Origin of the sequence: Bacillus massilinigeriensis, assembly GCF_900111815.1 — a bacterium.
In the GTDB taxonomy this organism is placed as follows: Bacteria; Bacillota; Bacilli; order Bacillales; family Cytobacillaceae; genus Mesobacillus_C; species Mesobacillus_C mediterraneensis.
In genome coordinates this window covers 1,846,293-1,872,712 of sequence record NZ_LT630004.1, presented here as the reverse complement: position 1 = coordinate 1,872,712, position 26,420 = coordinate 1,846,293, and the positions used below count along the sequence as shown (strand labels likewise).

24 protein-coding genes are annotated in these 26,420 nt (G+C 43.9%); 19 read left to right on the top strand and 5 right to left on the bottom strand.

Annotated elements, in window-relative coordinates; all coding sequences use genetic code 11:
* The 10 genes from BQ5796_RS09815 (at position 1) to BQ5796_RS09770 (ending at position 12,004) form a co-directional block, all read left to right on the top strand.
* Positions 1–984 (top strand): alpha-ketoacid dehydrogenase subunit beta, encoded by a 984-nt coding sequence (locus BQ5796_RS09815; RefSeq protein WP_071460068.1) that lies wholly within the window; start codon positions 1–3, stop codon positions 982–984.
* Between the two features lie 49 nt (positions 985–1,033).
* Positions 1,034–2,359 (top strand): dihydrolipoamide acetyltransferase family protein, encoded by a 1,326-nt coding sequence (locus BQ5796_RS09810; protein WP_071460067.1) that lies wholly within the window; start codon positions 1,034–1,036, stop codon positions 2,357–2,359.
* Between the two features lie 180 nt (positions 2,360–2,539).
* Positions 2,540–4,474, top strand: coding sequence for a methylmalonyl-CoA mutase family protein (locus BQ5796_RS09805; protein ID WP_234969378.1), 1,935 nt, complete (start codon positions 2,540–2,542; stop codon positions 4,472–4,474).
* Entirely contained in the window at positions 4,467–6,656 is a 2,190-nt protein-coding gene (gene scpA / locus BQ5796_RS09800) for a methylmalonyl-CoA mutase (protein WP_071460066.1), read from the top strand. Before BQ5796_RS09805 ends, scpA begins: the two co-directional genes overlap by 8 nt.
* 1 nt (position 6,657) lies before the next feature.
* On the top strand, positions 6,658–7,788 hold the full coding sequence (gene meaB / locus BQ5796_RS09795) for a methylmalonyl Co-A mutase-associated GTPase MeaB (protein ID WP_071460065.1): 1,131 nt from the start codon (positions 6,658–6,660) through the stop codon (positions 7,786–7,788).
* A 196-nt stretch (positions 7,789–7,984) separates the two neighbouring features.
* Positions 7,985–8,422 (top strand): BrxA/BrxB family bacilliredoxin, encoded by a 438-nt coding sequence (locus tag BQ5796_RS09790; RefSeq protein WP_071460064.1) that lies wholly within the window; start codon positions 7,985–7,987, stop codon positions 8,420–8,422.
* Between the two features lie 231 nt (positions 8,423–8,653).
* On the top strand, positions 8,654–9,445 hold the full coding sequence (locus BQ5796_RS09785) for a transporter substrate-binding domain-containing protein (protein ID WP_071460063.1): 792 nt from the start codon (positions 8,654–8,656) through the stop codon (positions 9,443–9,445).
* A gap of 36 nt (positions 9,446–9,481) precedes the next feature.
* Positions 9,482–10,141 carry an amino acid ABC transporter permease gene (locus tag BQ5796_RS09780; protein ID WP_071460062.1) on the top strand — a complete coding sequence of 220 codons (660 nt, stop codon included), beginning with the start codon at positions 9,482–9,484 and terminating at the stop codon, positions 10,139–10,141.
* Positions 10,134–10,856, top strand: coding sequence for an amino acid ABC transporter ATP-binding protein (locus BQ5796_RS09775; protein WP_071460061.1), 723 nt, complete (start codon positions 10,134–10,136; stop codon positions 10,854–10,856). The genes BQ5796_RS09780 and BQ5796_RS09775 overlap by 8 nt, the downstream gene beginning before the upstream one ends.
* Positions 10,857–11,026: 170 nt before the next feature.
* A complete protein-coding gene (locus BQ5796_RS09770) occupies positions 11,027–12,004 on the top strand; it encodes an aromatic acid exporter family protein (protein ID WP_071460060.1) in 978 nt (325 codons plus the stop codon).
* Between the two features lie 149 nt (positions 12,005–12,153).
* Here the strand turns inward: BQ5796_RS09770 and prli42 are convergent, their stop codons facing one another.
* Positions 12,154–12,249 carry a stressosome-associated protein Prli42 gene (gene prli42 / locus BQ5796_RS18135; RefSeq protein ID WP_159430997.1) on the bottom strand — a complete coding sequence of 32 codons (96 nt, stop codon included), beginning with the start codon at positions 12,247–12,249 and terminating at the stop codon, positions 12,154–12,156.
* A gap of 153 nt (positions 12,250–12,402) precedes the next feature.
* Between prli42 and mce the strand changes: the two genes are divergently transcribed.
* The 7 genes from mce to BQ5796_RS09735 all read left to right on the top strand — a co-directional run bounded on the left by mce (position 12,403) and on the right by BQ5796_RS09735 (position 19,983).
* Positions 12,403–12,822, top strand: coding sequence for a methylmalonyl-CoA epimerase (gene mce, locus BQ5796_RS09765; protein WP_071460059.1), 420 nt, complete (start codon positions 12,403–12,405; stop codon positions 12,820–12,822).
* On the top strand, positions 12,815–14,365 hold the full coding sequence (locus BQ5796_RS09760) for an acyl-CoA carboxylase subunit beta (RefSeq protein ID WP_071460058.1): 1,551 nt from the start codon (positions 12,815–12,817) through the stop codon (positions 14,363–14,365). Before mce ends, BQ5796_RS09760 begins: the two co-directional genes overlap by 8 nt.
* 72 nt (positions 14,366–14,437) lie before the next feature.
* Positions 14,438–15,565, top strand: coding sequence for a M20/M25/M40 family metallo-hydrolase (locus BQ5796_RS09755; protein ID WP_071460057.1), 1,128 nt, complete (start codon positions 14,438–14,440; stop codon positions 15,563–15,565).
* A 99-nt stretch (positions 15,566–15,664) separates the two neighbouring features.
* Positions 15,665–16,141: a chemotaxis protein CheW gene (locus BQ5796_RS09750; RefSeq protein WP_071460056.1), complete on the top strand. Its 477-nt coding sequence runs from the start codon at positions 15,665–15,667 to the stop codon at positions 16,139–16,141.
* A 243-nt stretch (positions 16,142–16,384) separates the two neighbouring features.
* Complete coding sequence (locus BQ5796_RS09745) at positions 16,385–17,647, top strand: DNA polymerase IV (RefSeq protein ID WP_071460055.1); 1,263 nt, start codon at positions 16,385–16,387, stop codon at positions 17,645–17,647.
* Between the two features lie 104 nt (positions 17,648–17,751).
* Positions 17,752–19,161 carry an NADP-dependent phosphogluconate dehydrogenase gene (gene gndA / locus BQ5796_RS09740; RefSeq protein WP_071460054.1) on the top strand — a complete coding sequence of 470 codons (1,410 nt, stop codon included), beginning with the start codon at positions 17,752–17,754 and terminating at the stop codon, positions 19,159–19,161.
* Positions 19,162–19,776: 615 nt separating this feature from the next.
* Positions 19,777–19,983, top strand: coding sequence for a zinc ribbon domain-containing protein (locus BQ5796_RS09735; protein ID WP_071460053.1), 207 nt, complete (start codon positions 19,777–19,779; stop codon positions 19,981–19,983).
* Between the two features lie 44 nt (positions 19,984–20,027).
* Here the strand turns inward: BQ5796_RS09735 and BQ5796_RS09730 are convergent, their stop codons facing one another.
* Positions 20,028–20,645: a cyclase family protein gene (locus BQ5796_RS09730; protein WP_071460052.1), complete on the bottom strand. Its 618-nt coding sequence runs from the start codon at positions 20,643–20,645 to the stop codon at positions 20,028–20,030.
* Positions 20,646–20,664: 19 nt separating this feature from the next.
* Positions 20,665–22,167, bottom strand: a complete 1,503-nt coding sequence (gene zwf, locus BQ5796_RS09725; protein WP_074033942.1) for a glucose-6-phosphate dehydrogenase — start codon at positions 22,165–22,167, stop codon at positions 20,665–20,667.
* Between the two features lie 227 nt (positions 22,168–22,394).
* Here zwf and rnz point away from each other — a divergent pair, with 227 nt between their 5' ends.
* Positions 22,395–23,336 carry a ribonuclease Z gene (gene rnz / locus BQ5796_RS09720; RefSeq protein WP_071460051.1) on the top strand — a complete coding sequence of 314 codons (942 nt, stop codon included), beginning with the start codon at positions 22,395–22,397 and terminating at the stop codon, positions 23,334–23,336.
* A 75-nt stretch (positions 23,337–23,411) separates the two neighbouring features.
* On the opposite strand, the gene namA is transcribed toward rnz, so the two are convergent.
* Positions 23,412–24,434, bottom strand: coding sequence for an NADPH dehydrogenase NamA (gene namA, locus BQ5796_RS09715; protein WP_071460050.1), 1,023 nt, complete (start codon positions 24,432–24,434; stop codon positions 23,412–23,414).
* Positions 24,435–24,515: 81 nt separating this feature from the next.
* Positions 24,516–25,358 (bottom strand): pyrroline-5-carboxylate reductase, encoded by an 843-nt coding sequence (gene proC, locus BQ5796_RS09710; RefSeq protein WP_071460049.1) that lies wholly within the window; start codon positions 25,356–25,358, stop codon positions 24,516–24,518.
* A gap of 450 nt (positions 25,359–25,808) precedes the next feature.
* On the opposite strand from proC, the gene BQ5796_RS09705 reads away from it, so the two are divergent.
* Positions 25,809–26,420: MBL fold metallo-hydrolase (locus BQ5796_RS09705; protein WP_141769954.1), on the top strand; the 612-nt coding region annotated here is incomplete at its 3' end.

Here is a 26,420-nt window from a genome sequence, read left to right as displayed (position 1 = left end):
ATGGCGGTTATTTCTTATATAGATGCTGTGACAATGGCAATCCGCGAGGAAATGGAGCGGGATCCAAAAGTGTTTGTCCTCGGTGAGGACGTTGGGAAGAAAGGCGGGGTTTTTAAAGCAACCCATGGATTGTATGACATGTTTGGCGAAGAGCGTGTCATTGATACACCGCTTGCCGAATCAGCGATTGCTGGTGTCGGTATCGGTGCAGCAATGTACGGAATGCGCCCGATAGCAGAAATGCAATTTGCAGATTTTATCATGCCTGCTGTCAATCAAATCGTTTCAGAGGCGGCTAAAATCCGCTACCGCTCAAACAATGACTGGAGCTGTCCAATGGTCATCAGAGCACCTTATGGCGGAGGAGTTCATGGAGCATTGTACCATTCTCAGTCCGTTGAAGCATTGTTTGCAAACCAGCCTGGTTTAAAGATTGTTATGCCATCAACTCCGTATGATGTCAAAGGTTTGCTGAAAGCGGCAATCCGTGACGAGGATCCGGTATTGTTCTTTGAGCATAAACGTGCGTACCGCCTGATTAAAGGAGAAGTCCCAGAAGATGATTACGTATTGCCAATCGGGAAGGCGGACGTGAAGAGAGAAGGAGAAGACATCACTGTGATCACATACGGTCTCTGCGTCCACTTTGCTCTACAGGCTGCAGAAAGGTTGGCAAAGGACGGGATTTCAGCTCATATCCTTGATTTGCGCACAGTATATCCACTCGATAAAGCAGCAATTATTGAGGCGGCTTCCAAAACAGGGAAAGTCCTGCTGTTGACGGAAGATAATAAAGAAGGAAGCATCATGGGAGAAGTTGCAGCAATCATTGCAGAAAACTGCTTATTCGATCTCGACGCACCAATCAAGCGTTTGGCGGGTCCTGATGTTCCAGCGATGCCGTATGCGCCAACAATGGAGAAATTCTTTATGATCAACCCTGATAAAGTGGAAAAAGAAATGCGGGAGCTTGCTGCGTTTTAGCAGAGGTTGATAACACGAATAGCGGAAAAAGAAGAAGGAGGTCCATACATTGGCTATACAACAGATTACAATGCCCCAGCTTGGTGAAAGTGTTACAGAGGGTACAATTAGCAAATGGCTTGTATCCCCTGGGGATAAGGTAAATAAATATGATCCACTTGCAGAAGTGATGACAGATAAGGTAAATGCAGAGGTACCATCATCTTTTTCCGGTACCATTAAGGAATTGATTGCAGGCGAAGGTGATACACTTGCTGTCGGTGAAGTTATTCTGACGATAGAGACAGAAGGGGGTACAGAAACCCCAGGTAGCAGCAATGCGGAAGAAAAAGCAACAGGTGAGGAAAAAGAAACAAAGGTTCCTGCAGAGGCAGCAGGATTAGGTGACAAACAAGTTCCTTCCCCTGCGGTAGAAAGAGGGAAAGCACGCTACTCTCCAGCAGTATTAAAAATGTCACAGGAACATGGAATTGATCTCTCTTTAGTGACGGGAACAGGGACAGAGGGACGTATTACTAGAAAGGATTTGCAAAAGATCATTGACTCGGGTAACATTCCGCAAAGCGCTCCTGAAACGAAAGCTGTTCCAGAAGTGGAAGCACCAGCAAAGGAAAAGCAAGCCGCCTCTGGTACTCCAACGCTACAAGCAGCTCCGTCAATCCCAGTCGCATCTGGTGATGTTGAAATTCCTGTTACTGGAGTCAGGAAAGCAATTGCAGCCAATATGCTCCGCAGCAAGCATGAAGCCCCGCATGCCTGGACGATGGTTGAGGTGGATGCAACGAATCTTGTGGAATATCGGAATAGTCTGAAGTCTGAATTTAAGAAGAAGGAAGGCTTTAATTTGACTTTCTTTGCTTTCTTTGTAAAAGCAATAGCTCAAGCGCTTAAAGAATTCCCTGAAATCAACAGCATGTGGGCAGGCGAAAATATCATCCGGAAAAAGGACATCAACATTTCAATCGCTGTTGCAACAGATGATGCGCTTTTCGTTCCTGTTATCAAGCATGCGGACGAGAAGACTATTAAAGGCATTGCACGTGAAATCACAGAGCTAGCTGGTAAAGTGCGTTCAGGAAAATTGCGTTCTGAAGATATGCAAGGCGGAACATTTACGGTCAACAATACCGGATCCTTTGGCTCAGTTCAGTCAATGGGTATCATTAACTACCCTCAAGCTGCTATTCTCCAGGTTGAATCCATCGTGAAGCGGCCAGTTGTAATGGATAATGGAATGATAGCTGTAAGGGATATGGTGAATCTCTGTCTTTCCCTCGATCATAGGGTGTTGGATGGCCTAGTATGTGGACGCTTCCTGAAGAGAATCAAGGAAATAGTAGAAAATATTTCGAAGGAAAATACTCCGCTCTATTAATCGCAACAACGTCGCTGTACAACGTACAGCGGCGTTGTTTTTATCCCTAATAAGGCTCCGTTGTCAGTTTTGCATTATTGTACTAAAATAAAGATGGTCGAAAATATTTGAATTTTAATGCAATTTAACGAAGGGGGGGAGGCTGTCCAATTCGGGCAGCGGATGATGAGTGTGAAGAACATGCAAAATACCGAATTCCCGGAAGTGTCGCTTGAGGATTGGGAACAAGCTGCTGAAGCATCTCTCAAAGGGAAGCCTTTGGATTGCCTTTATAGTCATACATACGAAAATATTAGACTAAAGCCATTGTATACAGCCGGAGACGCTCAACCTTATGAAGAATTCCCTGGGTTTCCTTCGTACAGAAGAGGAATCAATGCTGCTGGTTATGCAGCGAAGGGGTGGCATAACGCTAATCCCGTTTCTTGGAGTGACTTGGAGGAACTAAAAACGAAGCTAGCGGAAGCTTTTTCGAGGGGACAAACTACGGTCTCTTTCCATGTCAATCCAAAGCTCTTTTCCGATACGAAGAAGCTATCAGATATTTTAAATATACACGGTGATGGAGGGACATTCTGTCTCAGGCCAAAGGGATTATTAAAGCCTATGCTAGCAGCAGTCATTGCTTCGGGCATTGGAGAAAGAACCAATGGGATTATTGCAGCAGATGTAATAGCGGAAGCGGCTATTTTTGGCTCCTTTCCTGCTGACGAAGATGCGTTTTTTAAAGACTGGGGAGAGATGATAGGTAAAGCTTCTGGATTGCTTCCGAATGTCAGAACAGTCTTGGTAGATGTTAGCCCTTATCACAATGCAGGTGCGAATGCAGTACAGGAGCTTGCCATTGCCGTTTCCACAAGTGTCTATTACATTCGAAGACTGCTGGAACAAGGCTGGGAACTGGAAAAAGCAATGTCGAAAATAGCTTTTCACTTCTCAACTGGTGCAAATTTCTTTATGGAAACTGCCAAATTCAGAGCTGCCAGGCTTCTATGGTCTAAAGCAGCAGAAGCGTTTGGAGCAGACTCTCAATGGGGGAAAAGTGTTATTTCCGCAGAAACCTCCATCTTTACTAAAACCATTTATGATCCTTATGTCAATCTGCTTCGGGCCGGTAATGAAGCATTTGCGGCAGTGCTTGGAGGAGTGCAATTTTTAGAAATAGGGAGCTTTGATAACACTATTGGTGCCTCAACATTGTTCTCCGAGCGGATTGCAGGAAACACTCATAGCATTCTGAAAGAGGAAGCGCTTCTTGAAAAAGTAGCAGATCCTGCAGGAGGTTCTTGGTATATAGAAAGCTTGACAAGGACGCTTGCAGAAGAAGCGTGGAAGCTCTTTTTGTATATGGAGGATGCAGGAGGAATGCTTGAAGCGTTGAAATCGGGTATGTTACAAGAGCAAATTGCCGAGACAAGAGACACCAGGAATAAAGACATTGACCTTCGCAAACAAAGCATTATCGGCACGAATATTTATTCAAATCCTAACGAAGAGCCTGCCCAAGCAGAAGCAGCAATTTCATCAGAGAAATTTTACACAGAAAAAACACTTGATGAGTGTCTGTCACTCATTAGAGAAGAAAAAGAGATGAAATTTTCGCTGAAGGAGTTAGGTAACTGCAATCTATTCACTCCCCTTGTTCAAGAGAGGCTTGCAGCTCCATTTGAATCATTGAAGAATAAGTCTTTGAAAATTCGCAAGCAGACAGAGAAACGTCCGGCAGCAGGTTTGCTTTGTCTAGGCGAACCATCGAAACATAAAGCTAGAGCAGACTTTGTTGCTGGGTTTCTTGCAGCGGGTGGTATAGCTTCGGAGCGCCATCCAGTGCTTGAAGATGTGAGCATAGCCATTGAGTGGATGAAGTCGACAGGATTACGACATTTTTGCATTTGTGGAAAAGATGAACAGTATAAGGAATATGGCATAGCACTGCTGAAAAATATAAAGGCTGTTTTACCGGAGTCAAAGGTTTTCCTCGCAGGACTTCCGGCCATAGAAGAAAGAGAAACATGGATTGCAGCTGGCGTGGATGGTTTTATCCACATGCAAAGCGGCAGTCTGTCTTTGCTGAACACACTCTTGACTGAGATGGAGGTGACGAAAGGTGAATAAGCCAAATTTCAAAGCTGTAAATCTTTTTTCTGATACCGCGATTTCGAAAGAGGAATGGAAAAAAAAGATGGAAGAGGAAGCAGGTCGGAAGTTCGACGAGCTCCTTTTTGAAACTAATGAAGGCATTAAGCTAAAGCCTGTTTATACACAGGAAGACGTGGAGAATTTACCGTTAGATCAGAACTTTCCTGGTTTGCCTCCTTATACAAGGGGTCCTTATCCTGCAATGTATGTAAACAGGCCATGGACAGTGAGACAGTATGCCGGGTTTTCAACTGCAGAGGAAAGCAATGCATTTTATCGTAGAAACCTTGCAATGGGGCAAAAAGGTTTATCCGTTGCGTTTGACCTTGCTACTCATAGGGGATATGATTCTGACCACCCGAGGGTAGTGGGAGATGTTGGTAAAGCAGGGGTTGCCATCGACTCTGTCCTCGATATGAAGATTTTGTTTGACGGAATTCCCCTAGACCAAATGTCTGTGTCGATGACCATGAATGGTGCGGTGCTCCCGGTGCTTGCTTTTTTTATCGTTACAGCCGAAGAACAGGGTGTGACACAGGATAAGCTTTCCGGTACGATACAAAATGATATCTTGAAAGAATATATGGTAAGGAACACCTATATTTATCCGCCGGAAATGTCAATGAAAATTATTGCGGATATCTTTGAGTATACATCCAAATATATGCCTAAATTCAATAGTATCAGTATTTCAGGCTATCATATGCAGGAAGCAGGAGCACCTGCTGACATTGAACTTGCCTATACGCTTGCAGATGGGCTGGAGTATGTCAGGACAGGCCAAAAAGCTGGTATTAGCATTGATTCTTTCGCTCCGAGGCTTTCCTTCTTTTGGGCAATCGGCATGAATTATTTCATGGAAATTGCGAAAATGCGGGCAGGAAGGCAAATATGGGCTAAAATCATGAAGTCCTTCAATCCGCAAAATCCAAAGTCGATGGCACTGCGGACGCATTCCCAAACTTCAGGCTGGAGTCTAACCGAACAGGATCCTTACAATAATGTCATAAGGACATTAGTGGAAGCCCATGCAGCTGCTATGGGACACACGCAATCCCTTCATACGAATGCCTTGGATGAAGCGATCGCATTGCCTACGGATTTCTCTGCACGAATCGCACGTAATACCCAGCTTTATCTTCAAGAAGAAACAGGCATCACAAAAGTAATAGACCCATGGGCGGGAAGTTACTATGTGGAAAAACTGACAGCACAGCTAGCGGAACGCGCGTGGAAACATATTGAAGAAATCGAGGAGCTTGGCGGCATGGCTAAAGCAATCGAAACGGGCTTGCCAAAAATGAGAATAGAGGAGGCTGCTGCGAGGAGGCAGGCGCAAATTGATTCAGGCAAGGAAGCAATTATTGGGGTCAATCGCTATCGCCTTCAGCAAGAAGAACCGCTCGATATTCTTGATATCGATAATAGCGCAGTCCGCCAAAAACAAATTGAACGTCTTGAAAAATTGAAAAGAGACCGTGATGAAAGTGTGGTGTGCGAAGCCCTTCAACAGCTTGCTGAAGCAGCAAGAACAGGAAAAGGAAATTTGCTTGAATACGCGGTTCGAGCCGCGCGTGCAAGAGCAACGCTCGGGGAGATTAGTGATGCTGTCGAAGAAGCATGCGGCAGGCATAAAGCAGTAATACGCTCGATCAGCGGGGTATACAGTGCAGCCTATTCCAATGAAGAAGCAATAGAGGAAATCAAGGAAATGACCGGCGAATTCCTGGAAAACGAAGGCAGGAGACCAAGAATCCTGATCGCTAAAATGGGGCAGGATGGGCATGATCGAGGTGCAAAAATTATTGCTACTGCCTTTGCTGATGTTGGATTTGACGTGGATATCGGTCCGCTTTTTCAAACACCCGAAGAAACGGCAAAGCAGGCTGTAGAGAATGATGTGCACGCGGTCGGTTTCAGCTCGCTGGCAGCAGGCCATAAAACCTTGCTTCCTCAGCTTGTAAGCGAATTGAAAAAGCTGGGTCGAGAAGATATTGTTGTTTTCATTGGGGGAGTCATTCCTGCACAGGATTATCAATTTCTTCTTGATAACGGTGCTGCAGCAATCTTCGGTCCGGGAACGGTTATTCCCATTGCAGCTCAGAAAGTCATTGAATGCATATATAGGAAGCTTGGCTACGAGGAAGTGGCAAGATAGTATGGGAAAGAATAGAAAACCGGACTGGTATGATCCTGATAGTTCTGAACACTTTGTCGGGGAAATTAAAAAGGGTATCGTTACACCTGTGAATGAGGGCAAAAGAAATGGTCGTCCTGGCAGATTCGTTAAGAAGGATGCTGTTCAAGGTCCTTTACCGGCAGATCTTGCTAAAGACATACTAAAAGGGGACAGAGTTGCGCTGGCACGTGCAATAACGCTTGTGGAAAGCAATGCTAAGAGGCACTTTGATCAGGCTCAAGAGCTGCTGAGGCTGCTTCAGCCGAGAACGGGAAAATCGATGAGGATTGGTATCACCGGTGTTCCAGGAGCAGGAAAGAGCACGTTTATTGAGGCATTTGGAACCTATCTTTGCCATCTTGGACACAAGGTGGCAGTTCTTGCAGTCGACCCAACTTCGTCCTTAACGGGAGGAAGCATTCTTGGGGATAAGACAAGGATGGAGAAGCTTTCTGTTAATCCTCGTGCATTTATACGCCCATCTCCTTCAGGAGGAAAGCTTGGGGGAGTTCATCGGAAGACGCGGGAAACGATGCTTCTTTGTGAAGCGGCAGGATTTGATATCGTTCTCGTGGAAACAGTGGGAGTTGGCCAAAGTGAGATTCTAGTCAGAGGCATGGTCGATGCCTTCATGCTGCTCGCTCTGACAGGAGCAGGAGACGAACTTCAAGGGATGAAAAAGGGCATTATGGAAATCGCGGATTTAGTGCTCGTTAATAAAGCAGATGGTTCCAATATTCCAATTGCCAATAAAACGGCTGAGGAATATCGAAGGATCCTCCATTTTCTTCAGCCGGCAACTAAAGGTTGGGAATCAAGGGCCTTAGCATGTTCTTCGGTGACTGGTGATGGCATTCCTGGAGTTTGGGGGATGTTGGAGGAATTCGAGAGCAATACAAAAGAATCTGGAGTCTTCTATGAAAGAAGGCGTGAACAATCAAGGGAATGGATTCACGCCCTCATTTCTGACAGGCTGGAATTTAGTTTTTATCAGCAGCCCGAAGTGAAGGCACTGCTTCCAAAAGTCGAGAATGAAGTGATTGCAGGGACAAAACCTGTTGCTTCTGCGGTGGACGAATTGTTCCGTGTTTTCTTTAAGGGCTTCTCTTAAAAAAGAAGGGACAGCGCAATCCGCGCTGTCCTTCCATTTAGGGAGTTAAGGGTATCGTGTTGGCACTAGAAATTAAATACCCCGCTGTGGATTTCTTTAAACACGATGATAAAACTTCTCAATTGAAATAATGATGTTTATATTGTTATATTAGAGGAAGGTATTTGACACCAGGCCACACAAAGGAGTGAGCGTATTGAATATGGATTTTAATTTGTTTATGAATGACGTTGTTCGCCAGGCACGTCAAGAAATTGTTGCTGCGGGCTATAGCGAACTTAAGACGCCTGAAGAGGTTGAAGAAACACTGGAGAAAAAAGGTACTACCCTTGTAATGATTAATTCAGTGTGCGGATGTGCGGGAGGAATCGCTCGTCCGGCTGCTGCTCATGCTGTTCATTATGATCGCCGTCCAGATCAGCTTGTTACCGTTTTTGCCGGTCAAGATAAAGAGGCAACTGCGAAAGCCAGGAATTATTTCACAGGTTATCCGCCATCTTCCCCTTCTTTCGCTTTGTTGAAGGATGGTCAGATTTTAACGATGGTCGAACGCCATGAAATAGAAGGGCACGATCCGGCAGCAGTTGTCGCAAAGCTGCAAAAAGCATTTGATCGTTATTGTGAGGAAGTATAGATTATACACAATGATGCAGTTATAAACCCAGAAGGGGTTCAGAATTCATTATTCTGAACCCTTTTTTACGTTCAAGGTGTTTTTTTAGAGTATGCTCCATGTCTTCATTTTAGCTGTTATGCTCGAAAAAATATGTATATTTAAAAATCATATTGCATAAATATTAATTTGTGTTAAAATTCATTTAAAGTTATAAATATGAATTCATAAGCTATAGGGGGAAAACAAAAAATGAAGAAGGCAGTTAGTATGCTCCTCGCAGTAACGCTAATTTTTCTGTTAGCTGCGTGCGGTAGTAGTAAGGAATCAAAAATGAAAGCATCAAGTACGGAAGGTGAGGAGAAAAAAGTGCTAACGATGGGCACCTCTTCTGATTACCCACCATTTGAGTTTGTTGATACAGCAAAAAGCGATGAAATTATTGGTTTTGATATTGATCTTGCAAAACTTGTAGCAGGCGAACTTGGTTATGAAGTAGAAGTGAAGGATATTGATTTTAACGGCCTTATTCCTGCGTTGCAGGCAAATCAGATTGACTTTGTCATGGCTGGAATGACACCTACTGATGATAGAAAGAAAAGCGTTGATTTCAGTGATGTATATTATACAGCGAGGCACATGATCGTTTCACAAAAAAAGAGCAAAATGAAATCAGAAAGCAGTTTAAAAGGGAAAACAGTCGGAGTTCAGTTGGCTTCGATTCAGGAAGATAAAGCAAAAGAATTGGCAAAATTACTCGATTTGAAAATCGAAACACGAAATCGTATTCCGGAGCTAATACAGGAGCTCAAATCAGGGAGAGTGGATGCAGTAATAATAGAAGATACTGTTGCAAATGGCTATTTTAAAAAGAACCCTGACCTTTATGGGGCTGCGATTAAAGGAAATGATGAAGAAGCTGGTTCTGCTATTGCTTTCCCGAAAAATAGTGAACTCACAAAAGAATTTAACAGCGTGCTGAAAGAAAAGCTATCAAATGGCGAAGTGGACAAGCTTGTTGTGAAATGGTTTGGCGGAAAATAAGACAGCATTATTATGACAGAGAGGAACGGACTTTGCATGAACCTTGATTTTACAGCCTTAGTTCCATCCCTCCCCTATATCTTAAAAGGAGTAGTTGTAACGCTTGAGATTGTCCTCGTTTCCGGGCTGCTCGGATTTCTGTTCGGGATCTTGCTGGCACTCCTGAAAATTAGTAGATTGCAAGTTTTAGTCTTGCTTGCTGACATCTATACATCGATATTTAGGGGAACACCATTAATTTTACAGCTTATGCTCATTTACTATGGAGCACCGCAAATCATAGGTTATGAAATTGAGCCGTATACCGCAGCTGTTATCTCCTTTGCCTTGAACTCTGCTGCCTATATTTCTGAAATCATCAGGGCGGGAATACTTGCGGTAGACAAGGGACAGACAGAAGCAGCAATGGCATTAGGTATTCCATATAAAAGCAGGATGAAAGATATAATCCTGCCACAGGCTTTGAAAAATATCCTGCCAGCACTTATAAATGAATTTATTACCTTGACAAAAGAGTCAGCGATCGTTTCCACGATAGCAGTTACAGATGTGATGAGGCGCGCCTATATTGTAGGAGGAGATAAGTTTCGGTTTCTTGAACCATTGATGTTTGCTGGCTTGATTTATTATTGCCTTGTAATGGCTCTCACGCTGCTTGGTAAAATTGTTGAGAGGAGGATGAGGCAGTGTGATTAAAGTGCATAAATTGCATAAATCTTTTGGCAGACTGGAAGTTTTAAAAGGTATCGATGTTAGTATAAAAGAGGGGGAAGTGGTAGCCGTCATCGGTCCATCTGGTTCAGGAAAATCTACTTTTCTTCGCTGCCTCAACCTTTTAGAAGAAGCGAATGATGGCTATATATCCATCAATGGAAAGGATATTACTGATAAAGCAACCAGTATTTCGAAGGTACGGGAAAATATCGGCATGGTATTCCAACACTTTCACCTTTTTCCGCATATGAATGTCCTGCAAAATATAATGTATGCTCCCATTCGTGTAAGGGGGGTTAGAAGGCAAGATGCGGAAGGGAGGGCTCGCGACCTTTTAACAAAAGTTGGGCTTTCCGATAAGGCTTCGGAATATCCAACAAGACTTTCAGGTGGCCAGAAGCAAAGGGTTGCGATTGCCAGGGCACTGGCAATGGAGCCTGCTATTATGCTTTTTGATGAACCTACTTCAGCGCTTGATCCGGAAATGGTGAAAGAAGTGCTTGAGGTGATGAAGTCGCTTGCCCATAGCGGCATGACCATGATTATTGTCACGCATGAAATGGGCTTTGCAAGGGAAGCCGCTGATCGAGTCCTTTTCCTTGATGGCGGCCGGTTAATCGAAGACGCTTCTCCTGATGCGTTCTTTCATTCTCCCAAAAGCAAAAGAGCAAAAGAGTTTTTGGAAAAGCTGTTATAGGATCGGAAAAAGAATAGAAATCAGTGAACTGAAAAATGCAGCAATGCGGGAATCTTTTTTATAAAAGGAATCCGTGTTGCTGCTTTCTCTTTCACGTAAAAAAGGATAAACATTTTCGTCTTTTGCGTGATTGTTATATAATGAATGAAAATCATTGTCGGGAGTATTTTATGAAATTCAAGATTGGTTATCGAACAGTCAAAACAGCACTCGGCACGGTTCTGTCCATGATGATTGCACAATACTTTGGCTTTCAAAACTTCGCCTCTGCTGGTATTATCACCATCCTATGCATACAGGTTACAAAGAAACAATCATTGAAGGCTGCTTGGTCGAGATTTCTCGCCTGTGCCATTGCCATCATATTTTCTGTCGCTTTTTTTGAAGTGCTTTCCTATCATCCTCTTGTCATCGGCCTTATGCTCCTTTTCTTCATTCCAACTGCCGTGAAGGCGGGAGCAAGTGAAGGGATTGTGTCGAGCAGTGTCATCATTCTTCATATTTATATGAATGGAAGGGTTACTTCAGGTTTTCTCATGGAGGAGTTAGGCCTGATTACTGTCGGAATAGGGGTCGCTTTAGTTATGAATCTGTATATGCCAAGTTCAGAAGATAGGCTGGAAACGTATAGGAGGGAGATTGAAGAAAACTTCCGAATGATATTGAAGGAAATTTCTAAGTATCTTGAATGTGGGGATAGCAACTGGGATGGGAGAGAGCTGCCTGAGACCGCAAGGCTTATCAATGAAGCGAAGACATTGTCCTTTCAAGATATCGAAAATCATTTCTTTAGAGATGATGACCTATACTACCAATACTTTAAAATTCGTGAGAAGCAATTTGACATCATTGAAAGAGTACTTCCAGCAGTTACTTCCATTCCTCATCAGGTGGAGCAGGCTAAGATGGTTGCTGCTTTCGTAGAGACCCTTTCCGAAGGAATTAATCCTGGGAACAAGGTGCTCTATCATTTGGAAAAGTTAATGAGGATGAGGAAGGAATTTGAAAACATGGAGCTGCCGAAATCAAGGGAAGAATTTGAAGCGAGGGCAGCCTTGCTCAATTTTTTAAATGAGATGGAATCCTTTCTTCTTTTGAAGCGTTCTTTTAAGGGTTTGCGTAGTGCAGGTAAGCTTGCTAAGGCATAAATATATATGTATAGGAAGATGAAAAAAGGGGCTTTCCAATTGTCGAATACTCGATAGTGGAAAGTCCCTTATCATTTCTACTATTTTGGAAAATTGCTTCAGTAATTCTGTCCTCACATTATACCTTCAAGGCAGTTGAAATGTCCGTCTCACATGAAAGAAGATATTCCGAGCAGCAGAGTGGAAGCAAGCATGACCAAAAGCATCGTATAAACGATAAATTTTCGCATCTTTTTGTTTCCCACACAAAATTCCTCCTTATACTATGCTTGTCTACTATTTTACATGCTAGTTTGGAATTCAACAACCTGCATGTAAAAGAAGGGTTTTCGTCTTTTTTGTCGAATAATCAAATGATTGTCTTTATTTTGAATTGTATTTTGTTTGGAGGGAATGGGATGATTAACAAGGTCGATCATATCGGAGTGGCTGTCAAATCGCTAGAGCAGTCCCTTCCATTCTATACGGACGTCCTTCAGCTTGAATTGGCAGGGGTCGAAAACGTGGAGAGCCAAAAGGTGAGAGTGGCTTTTATAAAAGTTGGTGAAACGAAAATCGAGTTATTAGAACCGACTGATCAAGAAAGCCCTGTAGCAAAGTTTATTGAAAAACGGGGCGAAGGAATCCATCATGTGGCACTAGGGGTAGAGTCCATAGAAGATAGGATTAAAGAAATAAGTGAAAAAGGAATATTCATGATTCATGACACTCCTAAGACAGGTGCAGGAAATGCATTGGTGGCCTTCATGCATCCTAAGTCTACTGGAAGCGTTTTATTTGAACTCTGCGAGAAAAAAGAGGGAGAGGGCCATGAGTGATATATACAACGATATTAATGAACTATATGACCGCAAGCGGGAAATCGAATTGGGCGGCGGTGACGAGAGAATAGAAAAGCAGCACGAAAAAGGAAAGCTAACGGCAAGGGAAAGGATCGAGCTTCTTGTTGACCCAGGCAGTTTCATTGAGCTCAACCCTTTCATTGAACATCGCTGTTCGGACTTTGGTCTTGAGAATCAAAAAGGACCTGGGGATGGTGTTGTAACTGGGTACGGCAAGGTAAATGGACGTCCTATATACTTGTTTTCACAGGATTTTACCGTTTTTGGTGGAGCACTAGGGGAAATGCACGCGAAAAAAATTGCAAATGTAATGGATTTGGCGGCCAAAAATCGTGCTCCATTCATTGGCTTGAACGATTCAGGTGGAGCAAGGATCCAAGAGGGTGTTGTATCCCTTGATGGTTATGGACAAATTTTCTACCGGAACTCTATTTATTCCGGTGTTATACCACAAATCTCTGTCATTATGGGCCCATGTGCAGGTGGAGCCGTATATTCCCCTGCTATCACTGATTTCGTCTTCATGGTGGAGAAAACAAGTCAAATGTTCATCACAGGACCGAAAGTGATTGAAACGGTGACAGGAGAGAAGATTTCTTCGGAGGACCTTGGCGGTGCACGGGTACATAATACGATCAGCGGGAATGCGCATTTCCGTGCAGAGTCAGAGGAAGAAACTCTTGAAATGGTAAGGGCGCTTCTTAACTACCTGCCTCAGAGCTATGAAGAAAAACCACCGCGGCTTGAAGCAGACAGCTTGGATGATTACCGTCCGGATTTAACGGATGTTGTGCCATTTGATGCAGTCCGGCCTTATGATGTCCGCAAAGTGATTGAGCAGGTTGTAGATGAGGAAAGTTTCCTTGAGATTCAAAAGGATTTTGCGAAAAACATTGTGATCGGACTTGCAAGAGTGAAGGGGGAAGTCGTCGGTCTTGTGTGTAACCAGCCGAAGTTTATGGCTGGCGGGTTGGACATTGATTCTTCTGATAAGGCAGCTCGGTTCATACGCTTTTGTGATTCCTTCAATATCCCGATTATTACATTCGAGGATGTAACAGGATTCTTCCCGGGAATAAAACAGGAACATGGGGGGATTATCCGTCATGGTGCGAAGATTCTTTATGCATACTCGGAAGCGACGGTGCCTAAGCTTACAGTGATCTTACGGAAAGCCTATGGCGGGGCGTATGTTGCATTGAACAGTAAATCGATCGGAGCGGATCTTGTGTTTTCTTGGCCGAATGCGGAAATTGCTGTCATGGGGCCACAGGGAGCTGCCAATATCATTTTTGCTCGGGAAATTCAGAACAGCGCGAACCCGGAGGCTGTGCGAGAACAAAAAATCAATGAATACCGAGAAAAATTTGCTAACCCCTATGTAGCGGCAAGCAGGGGAATGGTTGATGATGTCATTGATCCAAGGGATACGAGGATTAAAATCATCCAAGCATTGGAGATGTTAAGGACGAAAAAAGAGTCACGTCCCGGCAAAAAGCACGGGAATATCCCTCTTTAGGAAAAAGAATTTGAATGATGGGATAAACTGGCGGTATACTGGAGTTGCATCTACATAACTGGAGGTATTAACATGATCAATAAAGAGCGTTTATTGAATGAATTTCTAGAATTGGTCAAGATTGATTCGGAGACGAAATACGAAGCAGAAATCGCAAAAGTGTTGAAACAAAAATTCACTGACCTTGGAGTGGATGTTTTTGAAGATGATACTACTGAGCATACTGGTCATGGAGCAGGAAATCTCATCTGCACGCTGAGTGGCACAAAAGAAGGCGTGGATCCTATTTATTTTACCTCCCATATGGATACAGTCATACCTGCAAAAGGGGTTAAGCCGTCCATTAAAGATGGATATGTGGTGACAGATGGCACAACGATCCTGGGAGCAGATGATAAAGCAGGGCTGGCTGTTATGCTTGAGACCGTCCGTGTCCTAAAGGAACAGAACATTCCGCATGGGACAATTCAGTTCATCATTACGGTTGGTGAAGAATCTGGTCTTGTGGGAGCAAAAGCACTAGATCCTGCTAAAGTGACGGCAAAATACGGTTACGCGCTGGATAGTGATGGGAAAGTCGGTAACATCATTGTCGCGGCTCCTACTCAAGCGAAAATTTCAGCGGTCATTTACGGTAAAACAGCACATGCGGGGGTTGCCCCTGAAAGAGGTATCTCTGCCATCACCATTGCTGCAAAGGCAATTGCAAAGATGCCGCTTGGGAGGATTGACGAGGAAACTACTGCAAATATCGGTCGTTTCCAAGGAGGAACCCAGACGAATATCGTATGTGATTATGTAGAAATTCTTGCGGAAGCTCGCTCACTTGTTGGCGAAAAAATGGAAGCCCAAGCTGCTAAAATGAAAGAAGCCTTTGAGACTGTCGCTGAACAGATGGGAGGACGTGCAGAAGTGGAAGTGCATGTCATGTACCCTGGCTTTAAGTTTGGCGAAGGTGACCATGTGGTGGAGATTGGCCGAAAAGCTGCAACAAAAATTGGCCGCAGCTGCCAGCTGTTGAACAGCGGGGGTGGGAGTGATGCCAATGTTATCGCAGGCTTTGGAATTCCAACCGTTAATTTAGCAGTAGGCTATGAAGATATCCATACTACAAACGAAAGAATGCCAATAGAAGAGCTTGAAAAGCTTGGTGAAATGGTATTGGCTATTATTGAAGAAGTTGTGAATTCAAAAGCATAAATTTTAAGAAGAGCGCCAGGCTGCGCTCTTTCTTTTTCCTTTTTTGGTATATTTATTTTATCAGGAAGCGAATTTTATTGTGAAGGAAGTGCAGACAGTATGGAAGCAAACAGTCAAGCGGTTGTATTTCAAGCGGGTTCGGAGGAATATGCCCTCCCAATTCTCGCGGTGGTATCGATTGAAAAACCGGAGGGCATTACACATGTGCCTCATATGCCCGAATATTTGAAGGGTATTGCAAAGGTGAGAGAAGAGTTAATTCCTGTAATTGATTCCGAAATGGTATTGTATGGCAGGAAAACGGAAGAAGATGAAAAAACGAGGATTATCGTTATTAACACTTCCGGTATTTCAGCAGGTATCATGGTTCGGGATGCCAGAGAGATCTTGGAAATACCTGTGGAACATTTGAAACAGACCAGTCTCTTAGCTAGCGGAAATAACCGTTTTTTCTCGAGGATTGCCAGCTTCGACGGTCGAATGGTGATGATGATTGATCCTGAACTTCTCATTGTATCGCTCGATGGGATAGGAGAAGTCACTGAGTATGTGGAAAAAATGGAACAAGCCAACTAAGTGCGAAGTGATAAAAAAAGTCACAAAATCATCAAAATTTATCTTTGCTCAGTCCACAGTCGAATTTTTTCTGTAAGAGCAATCAATGCAGCCCGTGAAATGGCAGGAAAAGAGCTAAGATCGATATGGTGAGGATTATTTCCTTTTTACTGCCGCGGCCTTAATCGCTGCGGTTTTCTTATTGAGCCTGACAGAATGTCTGCATTTTTGCTAAAATGGAAAGGATGCGGGAGGTGGGTTGGGATGAAGGAAATGTATCCTAAAAATGGGCGGGTTATTTTGCATGTTGATATGAATAGTTTTTATGCTTCTGTTGAAATGGCATATGATGCTTCACTGAAGGGTAAGCCGCTGGCGATTGCCGGAAATCCGGAAGAACGCAGGGGAATTATCGTTACATGTAGCTATGAAGCGAGGAGCAAGGGAGTCAAAACGACCATGCCTTTATGGGAAGCAAAAAAACTCTGTCCTGATCTCATCGTGAAAAGACCTAATTTTGACCGCTATCGGTTGGCCTCAAATGCGATGTTTGAGATTCTCCGCGAATATTCAAGTATTGTTGAACCGGTTTCCATCGATGAAGGGTATGTGGATATTACGGATAGTGCTGAACTTGGTACTCCCATTGAAATAGCCAAGAGCATTCAAAAGCAAATCCTCGAAGAATTGGACTTGCCATGCAGCATTGGAATAGCCCCTAATAAGTTTCTCGCTAAAATGGCGTCAGACATGAAGAAGCCTATGGGGATCACCATTCTCCGGAAAAGGGATGTTCCCCGTATTCTTTGGCCTCGTCCTGTTGAAGATATGCATGGTATTGGTGTTAAATCTGCAGAAAAGCTCAGGGATATCTCTGTCATCACAATCAGTGACCTTGCACATGCAAATGAGATTCAGCTAAAAAAAGTACTGGGAATAAACGGATTGAGACTGAAAGAAAGAGCCAATGGGAATGATGCAAGGAAAGTGGACCCACAATCCATCCATGATTTCAAAAGCATTGGTAATTCCACTACTTTGCCGAGAGACGTAGCCAATCAGCAGGAGCTAATTGCAGTGTTTCGAAAATTATCTGCGCAGGTTGAGGGAAGAATGAAGAGGAAGCAGGTAGCTGCGACGTCCCTGTCGATTACCATCCGTTACAAAGATAGAAAAACGATTACAAGGAACCGAAGACTCGTCAATCCTGTGCAGAGAAGGGAGGAAATCCTTGCTGTTGCGAAAGAACTCTTTCTTAGCAACTGGAATGGCGAATCTGTCAGGCTGTTAGGGGTAACGGCGGGACACTTAGTGGAAGCAAATAGTGCAATGAAGCAATTGGATCTTTTCTCCTATGAAATGGAAGCAAAGAAAGAACCGCTATTTGAAACACTCGCCAAGCTTAGAAACAAATTTGGAAAGAGCATTATCAGTACAGCCGATGCTGTAATCGGAAATAAAGGACAAGATACTGGTTTCAACAAAGACTTCCTTCGGGGAAGTAAACCTCGGGAAGACAAGGATTAATTGGAAGCGGAAGGTATTGTTTGCAAGAAAATCTGTTTATTGCTAAATTAGAGTGTATTCCATTATGACTTATATTGACTTCAGACAGAAGGGAAGAAAATCATATGAAGAAACAACAAATCGGAGTCATCGGACTGGCCGTCATGGGAAAAAACCTTGCTTGGAACATGGAAAGCAAAGGATATTCCGTTGCGGTATACAATCGTTCAAAGGAAAAAACGGATGAAATGGTGAAGGAGTCACAAGGTAAAAACATCTTCCCAGCTTATTCGGTGGAGGAATTCGTGAATTCGCTTGAAAAGCCTCGTAAAATTATGCTGATGGTAAAAGCAGGCGGCCCAACAGATGCAACCATTGAACAGCTTAAGCCGTACCTTGAAAAAGGAGATATTCTAATTGATGGTGGCAACACGTTCTTTGCTGATACACAAAGGAGAAATAGAGAACTTAGCGAACTCGGATTTCATTTTATCGGAACGGGTGTTTCTGGAGGCGAAGAAGGTGCGTTAAAAGGCCCATCTATTATGCCGGGCGGACAAAGAGAAGCCTACGAACTGGTTGCGCCGATTTTCAAGGATATTTCTGCAAAAGTCGATGGAGAAGCATGCACAACCTATATTGGTCCAGATGGTGCAGGACATTATGTGAAAATGGTACATAACGGAATTGAATACGGCGACATGCAGCTGATTTCAGAAGCATACTTTTTGTTAAAGAGTGTGCTTGGGCTAAGCGCTGGAGAGCTTCATAAAGTATTTGCAAATTGGAATAAAGGCGAGCTGGATAGCTACTTGATTGAAATTACTGCAGATATTTTTACTAAGATCGATGAAGAAACAGGTAAACCGCTTGTTGACCTTATTCTTGATACAGCAGGACAGAAAGGGACAGGTAAATGGACAAGCCAGAGTGCGCTTGACCTTGGCGTTCCCCTTCCGCTTATTACGGAGTCCGTCTTTGCCCGGTTTATTTCAGCAATGAAAGAAGAGCGTATTGCAGCGAGCAAACTCTTAAAGGGGCCGGAAGCTTCTGCCTTTAGCGGAGACAAGGAAGCGTTTATTGAGTCCGTCAGGAAAGCTCTCTATATGAGCAAAATCTGCTCTTATGCGCAAGGCTTTGCGCAAATGAGAGCAGCATCTGAAGAATATGGCTGGGATTTAAAATACGGTGATATTGCAATGATTTTTAGAGGCGGCTGTATTATCAGGGCTCAGTTCCTCCAAAAAATCAAAGATGCGTACGACAGAGAGCCTGCTTTGAATAACCTTTTGCTAGATCCGTATTTCAAGGAGATTGTAGAAGGATACCAGCATGCGCTTCGTCAAGTGGTATCGTCCGCTGTGATGAACGGCATCGCTGTACCATGCTTGTCATCTGCTCTTGCTTACTATGACAGCTACAGGACCGAGACCCTTCCTGCAAACCTATTGCAGGCACAGCGCGACTATTTCGGTGCCCATACTTATCAGCGTGTGGATAAGGAAGGAATCTTCCACACCGAATGGACAAAATGAAAAGCGTAGGCAACCGTTAAGCGCCGTACGGCCTGGAGGCATCCGGCTGAGATAAAGGAAACACGATGAGCGGAGCGAATCGATGTTGACTTATCGTAGAGGCGAAGGCCGAAGGACGTTAGGCGCTGGTTGCCGGAGCTAGACAAAATGAAAAGCGTAGGCAACCGTTAAGCGCCGTACGGCCTGGAGGCATCCGGCTGAGATAAAGGAAACACGATGAGCGGAGCGAATCGATGTTGACTTATCGTAGAGGCGAAGGCCGAAGGACGTTAGGCGCTGGTTGCCGGAGCTAGACAAAATGAAAAGCGTAGGCAACCGTTAAGCGCCGTACGGCCTGGAGGCATCCGGCTGAGGTAAAGCGAATCTTAACCAGCGTTTTTTGCTGGTTTTAGATGAGCCAATCGGGCATTTACGGGCAGTTTGAAATTACTGCCCGTTAATGAGCGGCAAAGGAAACACGATGAGCGGAGCGAATCGATGTTGAACGGTTACAAAAAAAGCGAGCGTTCCAAAGGGCTTATTGCTTTGGAAACTCGCTTTTTATTTCGGAAGTGGAAATGAAACTTTTTCCTTTTTTGCTCGTATATTAAGCACAGAAAAAGAGGGGGTAATCCTATGGAAAGCAAGGGCTGCCTAAAGTGCGGAAGCAGAAATGCCGGGCAAAAGGAAGTAGCGATGACTGGAACTGGAATGTCCAAAATATTTGATTTGCAAACTAACCAATTTCTTGTTATTTACTGTAAAAATTGCGGTTATTCAGAATTCTATAATAAAAAGTCTTCGAATGCTTCTAATATTCTAGATTTGTTTTTTGGAGGATGACGAAAAAACGGCCCCTTGCAATGAGCAAGAGGCCAAATTTATTTTTATGATTGATTCTCGATCAGCAGTATCCTAGCAGGGGCTGCGTCTGTCCCTTGCAGTTTTAGGGGAGCTGCTACCATGAGATATTCTCCAGCTTTGACTTCTCCCAGCCTCAGCCCCTCGATAATGATGATATCTTTGCTCATTAGCGTACGGTGGGTCGGATGTCCTTCTTGTGCCCGCTCAATTCCAAGTGCATCAATTCCAACGCCGCTGATTCCTTTTTCAGCGAGATGGCGTGCTGCATCTTCCGCCACAAAAATAAAATCAAAATTGAAGATTTCATCAAAAGAATTTTTCGTTTTAAACAGGACGAAGTCTCCTTCTCCAATCGAAAGGTTCTCGATATCCTTCAATGTGATTTTTTCTTCTACTGCTGTCATGTCAAATACCTTGCATTGTCTAACAAGCCTTTCAATCGCAATTGATTCAAAGGTTTCCCCATCATTCATCATATGCAGTGGAGCGTCAATATGGGTTCCTGTATGAACGTCAAGACAGAGTCTAGACTCGGTTACATGTCCATTTGTTTTTGTCCTTAATTCCGGCTGTTTTTCCTGTTTGTTTTTATAGACAGGCATTCCTTCGTAGATGGGCATTGTAATATCATGTATTTTCATTTTCTCTCCTACTTTCTTGTCAGCATTTGTCTACATCGAGGTTGTTAACAGGCCACCAGAAGAAGCCATCGCGCTCAAGCAACTGTTCAGAGGCATCAGGTCCCATAGATCCTGAATGATAGTTAGGGAAGCTCGCTTCTTTTTCGTTCTCCCATACTTCGGAGATATTATCCACAAAACTCCATGATAATGCCACTTCATCCCAATGAGTAAAGTTTGTAGCATCTCCCCTTAAGCAGTCGTAAAGGAGCTTTTCGTAAGCCTCAGGTGTATTCAGACCATCCATGCCCTTATTTGCATAACTCAGCTTGACTGGAGTTGAGCCGGAGTGCTGGCCTTTTTTTGCATTAAGATGAAGGGTAATTCCTTCTTCCGGCTGAATATGGATGACAAGAAGATTCGGGCTGACAGAACCTTCCTGACGATTGTAAAGATCCATTGGGGTATCCTTGAATTCAACAACAATTTTCGTTGATTTTACGGCCATTCTTTTTCCTGTTCTGATGTAAAAAGGCACACCTGCCCAGCGGAAATTATCAATCATGAGCTTTCCGGCAACAAAGGTTTCCGTATTGGACTCCTGGTCAACCATATCTTGATCGCGATAAGCAGGGACAGTCTCTCCATTCATGTCGCCTTCTCCGTACTGACCCCTGACAAAATAATCATTGACGTCTTTCCCTATAACCGTTCTAAGGGCGCGGAAAACGCGTACTTTTTCTGATCGAATTTCATCTGTTGTCAGACGGATTGGCGGTTCCATTGCAAGAAGTGCGACCATCTGCAACATATGGTTTTGCACCATGTCCCTCAGCGCTCCGCTCGTTTCATAATAGCGCCCTCGCTCTTCCACGCCAAGCACCTCGCTTGAGGTAATCTGGATATTGGAGATAAAGCGGTTGTTCCAGAGTGGTTCGAAGATGGAATTAGCAAAACGAATCACTTCGATGTTTTGCACCATTTCTTTACCGAGGTAATGGTCAATCCTGTAAATTTCATCTTCCTTGAAGGCTTTCCTGATTTGACGGTTTAGGACTCTTGCACTTTCCAGGTCATGGCCAAATGGTTTCTCGATGACAAGGCGCTTAAACCCATCGACATCAGTGAGACCGTCTTTTTTGAGATGTTCTGCAATCGATCCGAAGAATTCGGGAGCCATTGCTAGATAGAAGACCCGGTTGCCGTCAAGGTTGTAATGGCTGTCAAGTTCTTCTGCCATTTTTTTCAGAACAGCGTATGATTGGGGATCAGTCACATCGTGAGAATGATAATAGAACTTCGAAACGAACTCCTCCACTCGATCGTTTTCATTTGAAGTTTCATGCCCATTGATGGAATTCTTAACGCTAGTTTGAAACGCTTCATTCGTGAGAGCTCGCCGCGCTACTCCAATAACGGCAAAGCGGTCAAGCTTTCCCTTTGTGAAGAGGCGGTACAGGGAAGGGTAGAGTTTTCTTTTTGCTAGATCTCCTGTAGCCCCAAAAATCATGATTAGTGCAGTTGGTTTGTTGTTCTGTGTCACAATGAAGGACCTCTCTTTATATGTAGTATAGGAGTATACGTCAAAAGTACTGTTCAAATATAAAATTTTAGCTGTTTCACGCGCATTTAGCAAATGTTACGCCGGGAACTTCGTGGTGTCCAATGGATGGTATCCTTCCCAAAAGGAAATTATGGTATAGTGGGAACAGCGTAGTATGCCTTTAGAGTGATAACGCAAAACTTAAAGGTGCAAAAGGGGATAGTTGCATGGATTTATTTTTTCTAGGAACTGGAGCAGGTGTTCCAGCCAAACAAAGAAACGTAACATCGATCGCCCTCAAGTTGCTGGAAGAACGAGGGGAAATATGGCTATTCGATTGCGGGGAAGGCACCCAGCATCAGATTCTGCATACTTCTATTAAGCCGCGGAGAATCTCCAAGGTTTTCATCACCCACCTTCACGGTGACCATCTTTATGGGCTTCCCGGACTTCTTGCAAGCCGGTCTTTCCAGGGCGGAACCTCAGAGGTGACGGTTTATGGCCCACCTGGAATGAAAGAATATTTAAGGGTAACTCTTGATGTTTGCAAGACTTATTTAAAGTATTCGCTAAATGTGGTGGAAATAGAAGAAGGCAAAATTTATGAGGATGATCAGTTCCTTGTCGAAGCAAAGCTGCTAGAGCATGGAATTCCCTCATACGGATATCGTATAGTAGAAAAGGACCGTCCCGGCACACTTCTTGCAGATAGGTTAAAGGAAGCGGGTATAAAACCGGGACCTATTTATAAGCAGATCAAAGAAGGGGAAGAAGTGATCCTGGAAGACGGCCGCATCCTTTCTCCAAGGGCTTTTATGGGCCCAAGCCAAAAAGGAAGGGTTGTTGCGATTCTCGGAGACACAAGACTGTGTGAAAACGCAAAGCTGCTGGCAGAGGATGCAGACCTGCTTGTGCACGAAGCGACGTTTTCTTCGGGAGAAGAGCTGCTGGCTCGCGAGTACTTCCATTCGACAACACTGCAGGCAGCTAAGACGGCCTTGGAGGCTGGTGCTGTCAAGCTCGTCTTAACCCATATTAGCTCACGTTATGACCGTAATGATTGGAGAGAGCTTCAAATGCAAGCGCAGGAAGTATTCCCTAATACCGTTATCTCTGAAGATTTTATGGAAGTGAACATTCCTTTTCGTCAGAGAGTTGAAAAGGAATGATTATTTAGGAAGAGGAGCCTCCATTTCCCGATGTGTCGGTCATTGGAGGCTCTTTTTTTGGATAGATTCAAAATGTCAGAATCTCCAGCCTCGGCTGTACTGGATTGGAGGTGCAATTTCGGTACCCAGTTCCTTTGCTGCAGTGCGGGGCCAATATGGATCGCGAAGGAGCTCTCTTGCTATAAAAATTAGGTCAGCTCTATCATTTTGGAGTATTTCTTCCGCCTGTAAGCCTGACGTAATGAGACCGACTGCCCCTGTTGGTATATTTGCATTATTCCTAATTTTTTCGGAGAATTTCACCTGGTAGCCTGGATAAACAGATATCTTTGCCGGTACAACTGCTCCGGAACTGACATCGATTAAATCGACGCCTAGATCTTTCATCCAGATTGCCATCTTCTCATAATCATCTGGTGTCAGCCCGCCTTCTGTATAGTCATGGGCGGAAATCCTAACAAATAGAGGACCATTCCAAACGGCCTTTACTTGTTCGATCACTTCTTTAAGAATTTGGAAGCGCTTCTCTTCCGAGCCTCCGTATTCATCCGTTCTTTTGTTCGTAAGTGGAGATAGGAACTGATTGATAAGGTAACCGTGAGCCGCGTGAATTTCAATGATGTCAAATCCGGCTTTTCCTGCTCTTGCTGCAGCTTCACCAAAGCTTTTTATGATAAATTTCACTTCATTTCTATCCATTTCTTTCGGCTGTTTGTAGCTTTCATCAAACGGAATCGCTGAAGGCGCAAGTATTTCGCCTGGGACAGTGGACTTTCGCCCTGCATGAGCAAGCTGGATAGCCGCTTTTGCTCCATGCCGCTTAATTTTTTTTGTAAGCGCAGAAAGCCCTGAGACATGGCTGTCGTTCCAGATGCCTAAGTCCTGCGGCGATATCCGTCCTTCCGGTGTAACTGCTGTAGCCTCCAGCATAATCAAGCCTGCCTGGCCGACCGCTCTGCTTTCATAATGGGTATGGTGCCAATCCGTGATCATGCCGTCTTCTTCCATGCAAGAATACATACACATAGGAGCCATCACAATTCTGTTCTTTAATGTGACATTTTTGACAGTATAAGAAGTAAATAGCTTTGCATTCATGCTTCTAGCCTCCTTGCGGTTTCTCTTTCTACATATAATCCCAGTATACGGGCTTTTTGGAAAAAGAAGAAACAATAAGTCTCATTGATGGACGGTTTTTTCCAATTGCTGTGAAAGCAAACTTCCCATTTTCCTTGAATGCAGGGAAGCCTCTTTAATACATGAAATAATAGCATCCTGTACTCCTTGTGTGTCAAGAATACGAATCCCTGCTTCAGTAGTGCCGCCAGGAGAGGTTACTTCCGTCCGCAACTGTTCAGGCGTCTTTTCCGATTTCGAGAGCATTCCCGCAGCCCCAATCAAGGTCTGGACAATAAGATCATTAGCAAGCCTGCGGTCGAGTCCAATTTCAACTGCGCTTTTTTCCATCGCCTCTACTAAATAATAAATATAAGCGGGACCGCTGCCTGAAAGGCCTGTTACCGCATCAAGCTGACACTCCTCTACGACGGAAACAATTCCAACCGTTTCAAACAAAGTCCTTGCCAGTTTTAACTGTGAGTCTGTTGCCAAACGATTGGAAGCAAGCGCTGTTGCAGAGAGTCCAATCGCTGCAGAAGTATTCGGCATCGCTCTGATAACTGTCATTGGCTGAGCTGCAGCTTTTTCGATTGTGCTAATCGATATACCAGCAAGCACAGAAATAATCATTGTTTCGTGTTCTAGATATGGAGAGATTTCTTTCAACGCATTTGCAGCATCCTTTGGTTTCATGGCCAGAACGACTGCATCCGCTCTCTGATATAACCCCTTTACATTATAGGAGGTGGAGATTCTATATTTTTTTTCAAGTTCTGCCAACCTTTTTGCATTTCCCCGGTTTGTCGCCCACACGTTTTTTCCATCAATCAGATCGCTTTTGACAATCCCTGATATTAAGGCTTCGGCAATGGAGCCGGCCCCTGCAAATACAAGTTTCTTCATGTTTACCGCTCCTTTGTCAATGAAATAAAAAAGACCTTTCATCCTTGTACAAAGGACGAAAGGTCTGAAACTTCCGTGGTACCACCTTCATTCATTTTTCCTTTTGGAAAAATGCAGCTCGAAAGCCCGTTAACGGGGGCGCACGTCCGGGTTTTCCCGGCAGCTCACAGGTAGGTTTGGGCACGATAGCGGGCGGCGAAGTCTTACAGCCTATGGACTTCACTCTCTTTTCGCCATTTTCATGCTTACTGGCCTGATCATCGCAATGCTTGATTAATAATTTAATTGTGATTATGAAGCATGGACAAACAATCTGTCAAGTCCAAAAGAATAAATTATTAGTTTTTTCAGAAAATATTATGTGAAAATAATGACATAACGGCTGATTCCATGTAAACTAAATTTTACCTGAACATTTTATGGGAATATCATTTTTTAAGGAGCAAAAGAATGTCACAGTGGAAAAATGGAATTGCAAAATTAACAATGCCTACTCCGTTTCCTGTCGGAGACGTTCATTCCTATTTGATTAAAGGCGACAGGCTTACGCTTGTAGATGCTGGTGTAAGAACGAAAAAAGCTTGGGAAGCTTTTCGGGAACAGCTTGCAGAACTTCGCCTTCAACCAGAGGATATTGAGCAGGTAATCTTGACCCATCATCATCCAGATCATGTCGGACTGCTTGATTTCCTTCCTGCAGAGCTTGAAATATATGCCCACCTTCATAATGAGCGTTGGCTTGAAAGAACGCCTGAATTTATCCAGCATCATGACGAGTTTTACTCAATGCTTTTCCGTCAATTTGGCATACCAGATGAGTATTTTGTTCCTGCTATCGGCCGGATGAAAAAGACGCTGCTGTTTTCCTGCAGCCCCCGCCGCATTAGTATGGCAATTGATGAAAAAACAAGTATTCCTGGTCTTGACGGATGGAGTATCATTGAAACCCCGGGCCACGCCCAAGGACATATCACCTTATACCGCCAAAGTGATGGTGTACTTATTGGCGGGGGTACTTTTCTTTCAAAAAATTTGCCAAAACCCTTGTTTGGGTCTCCCCTC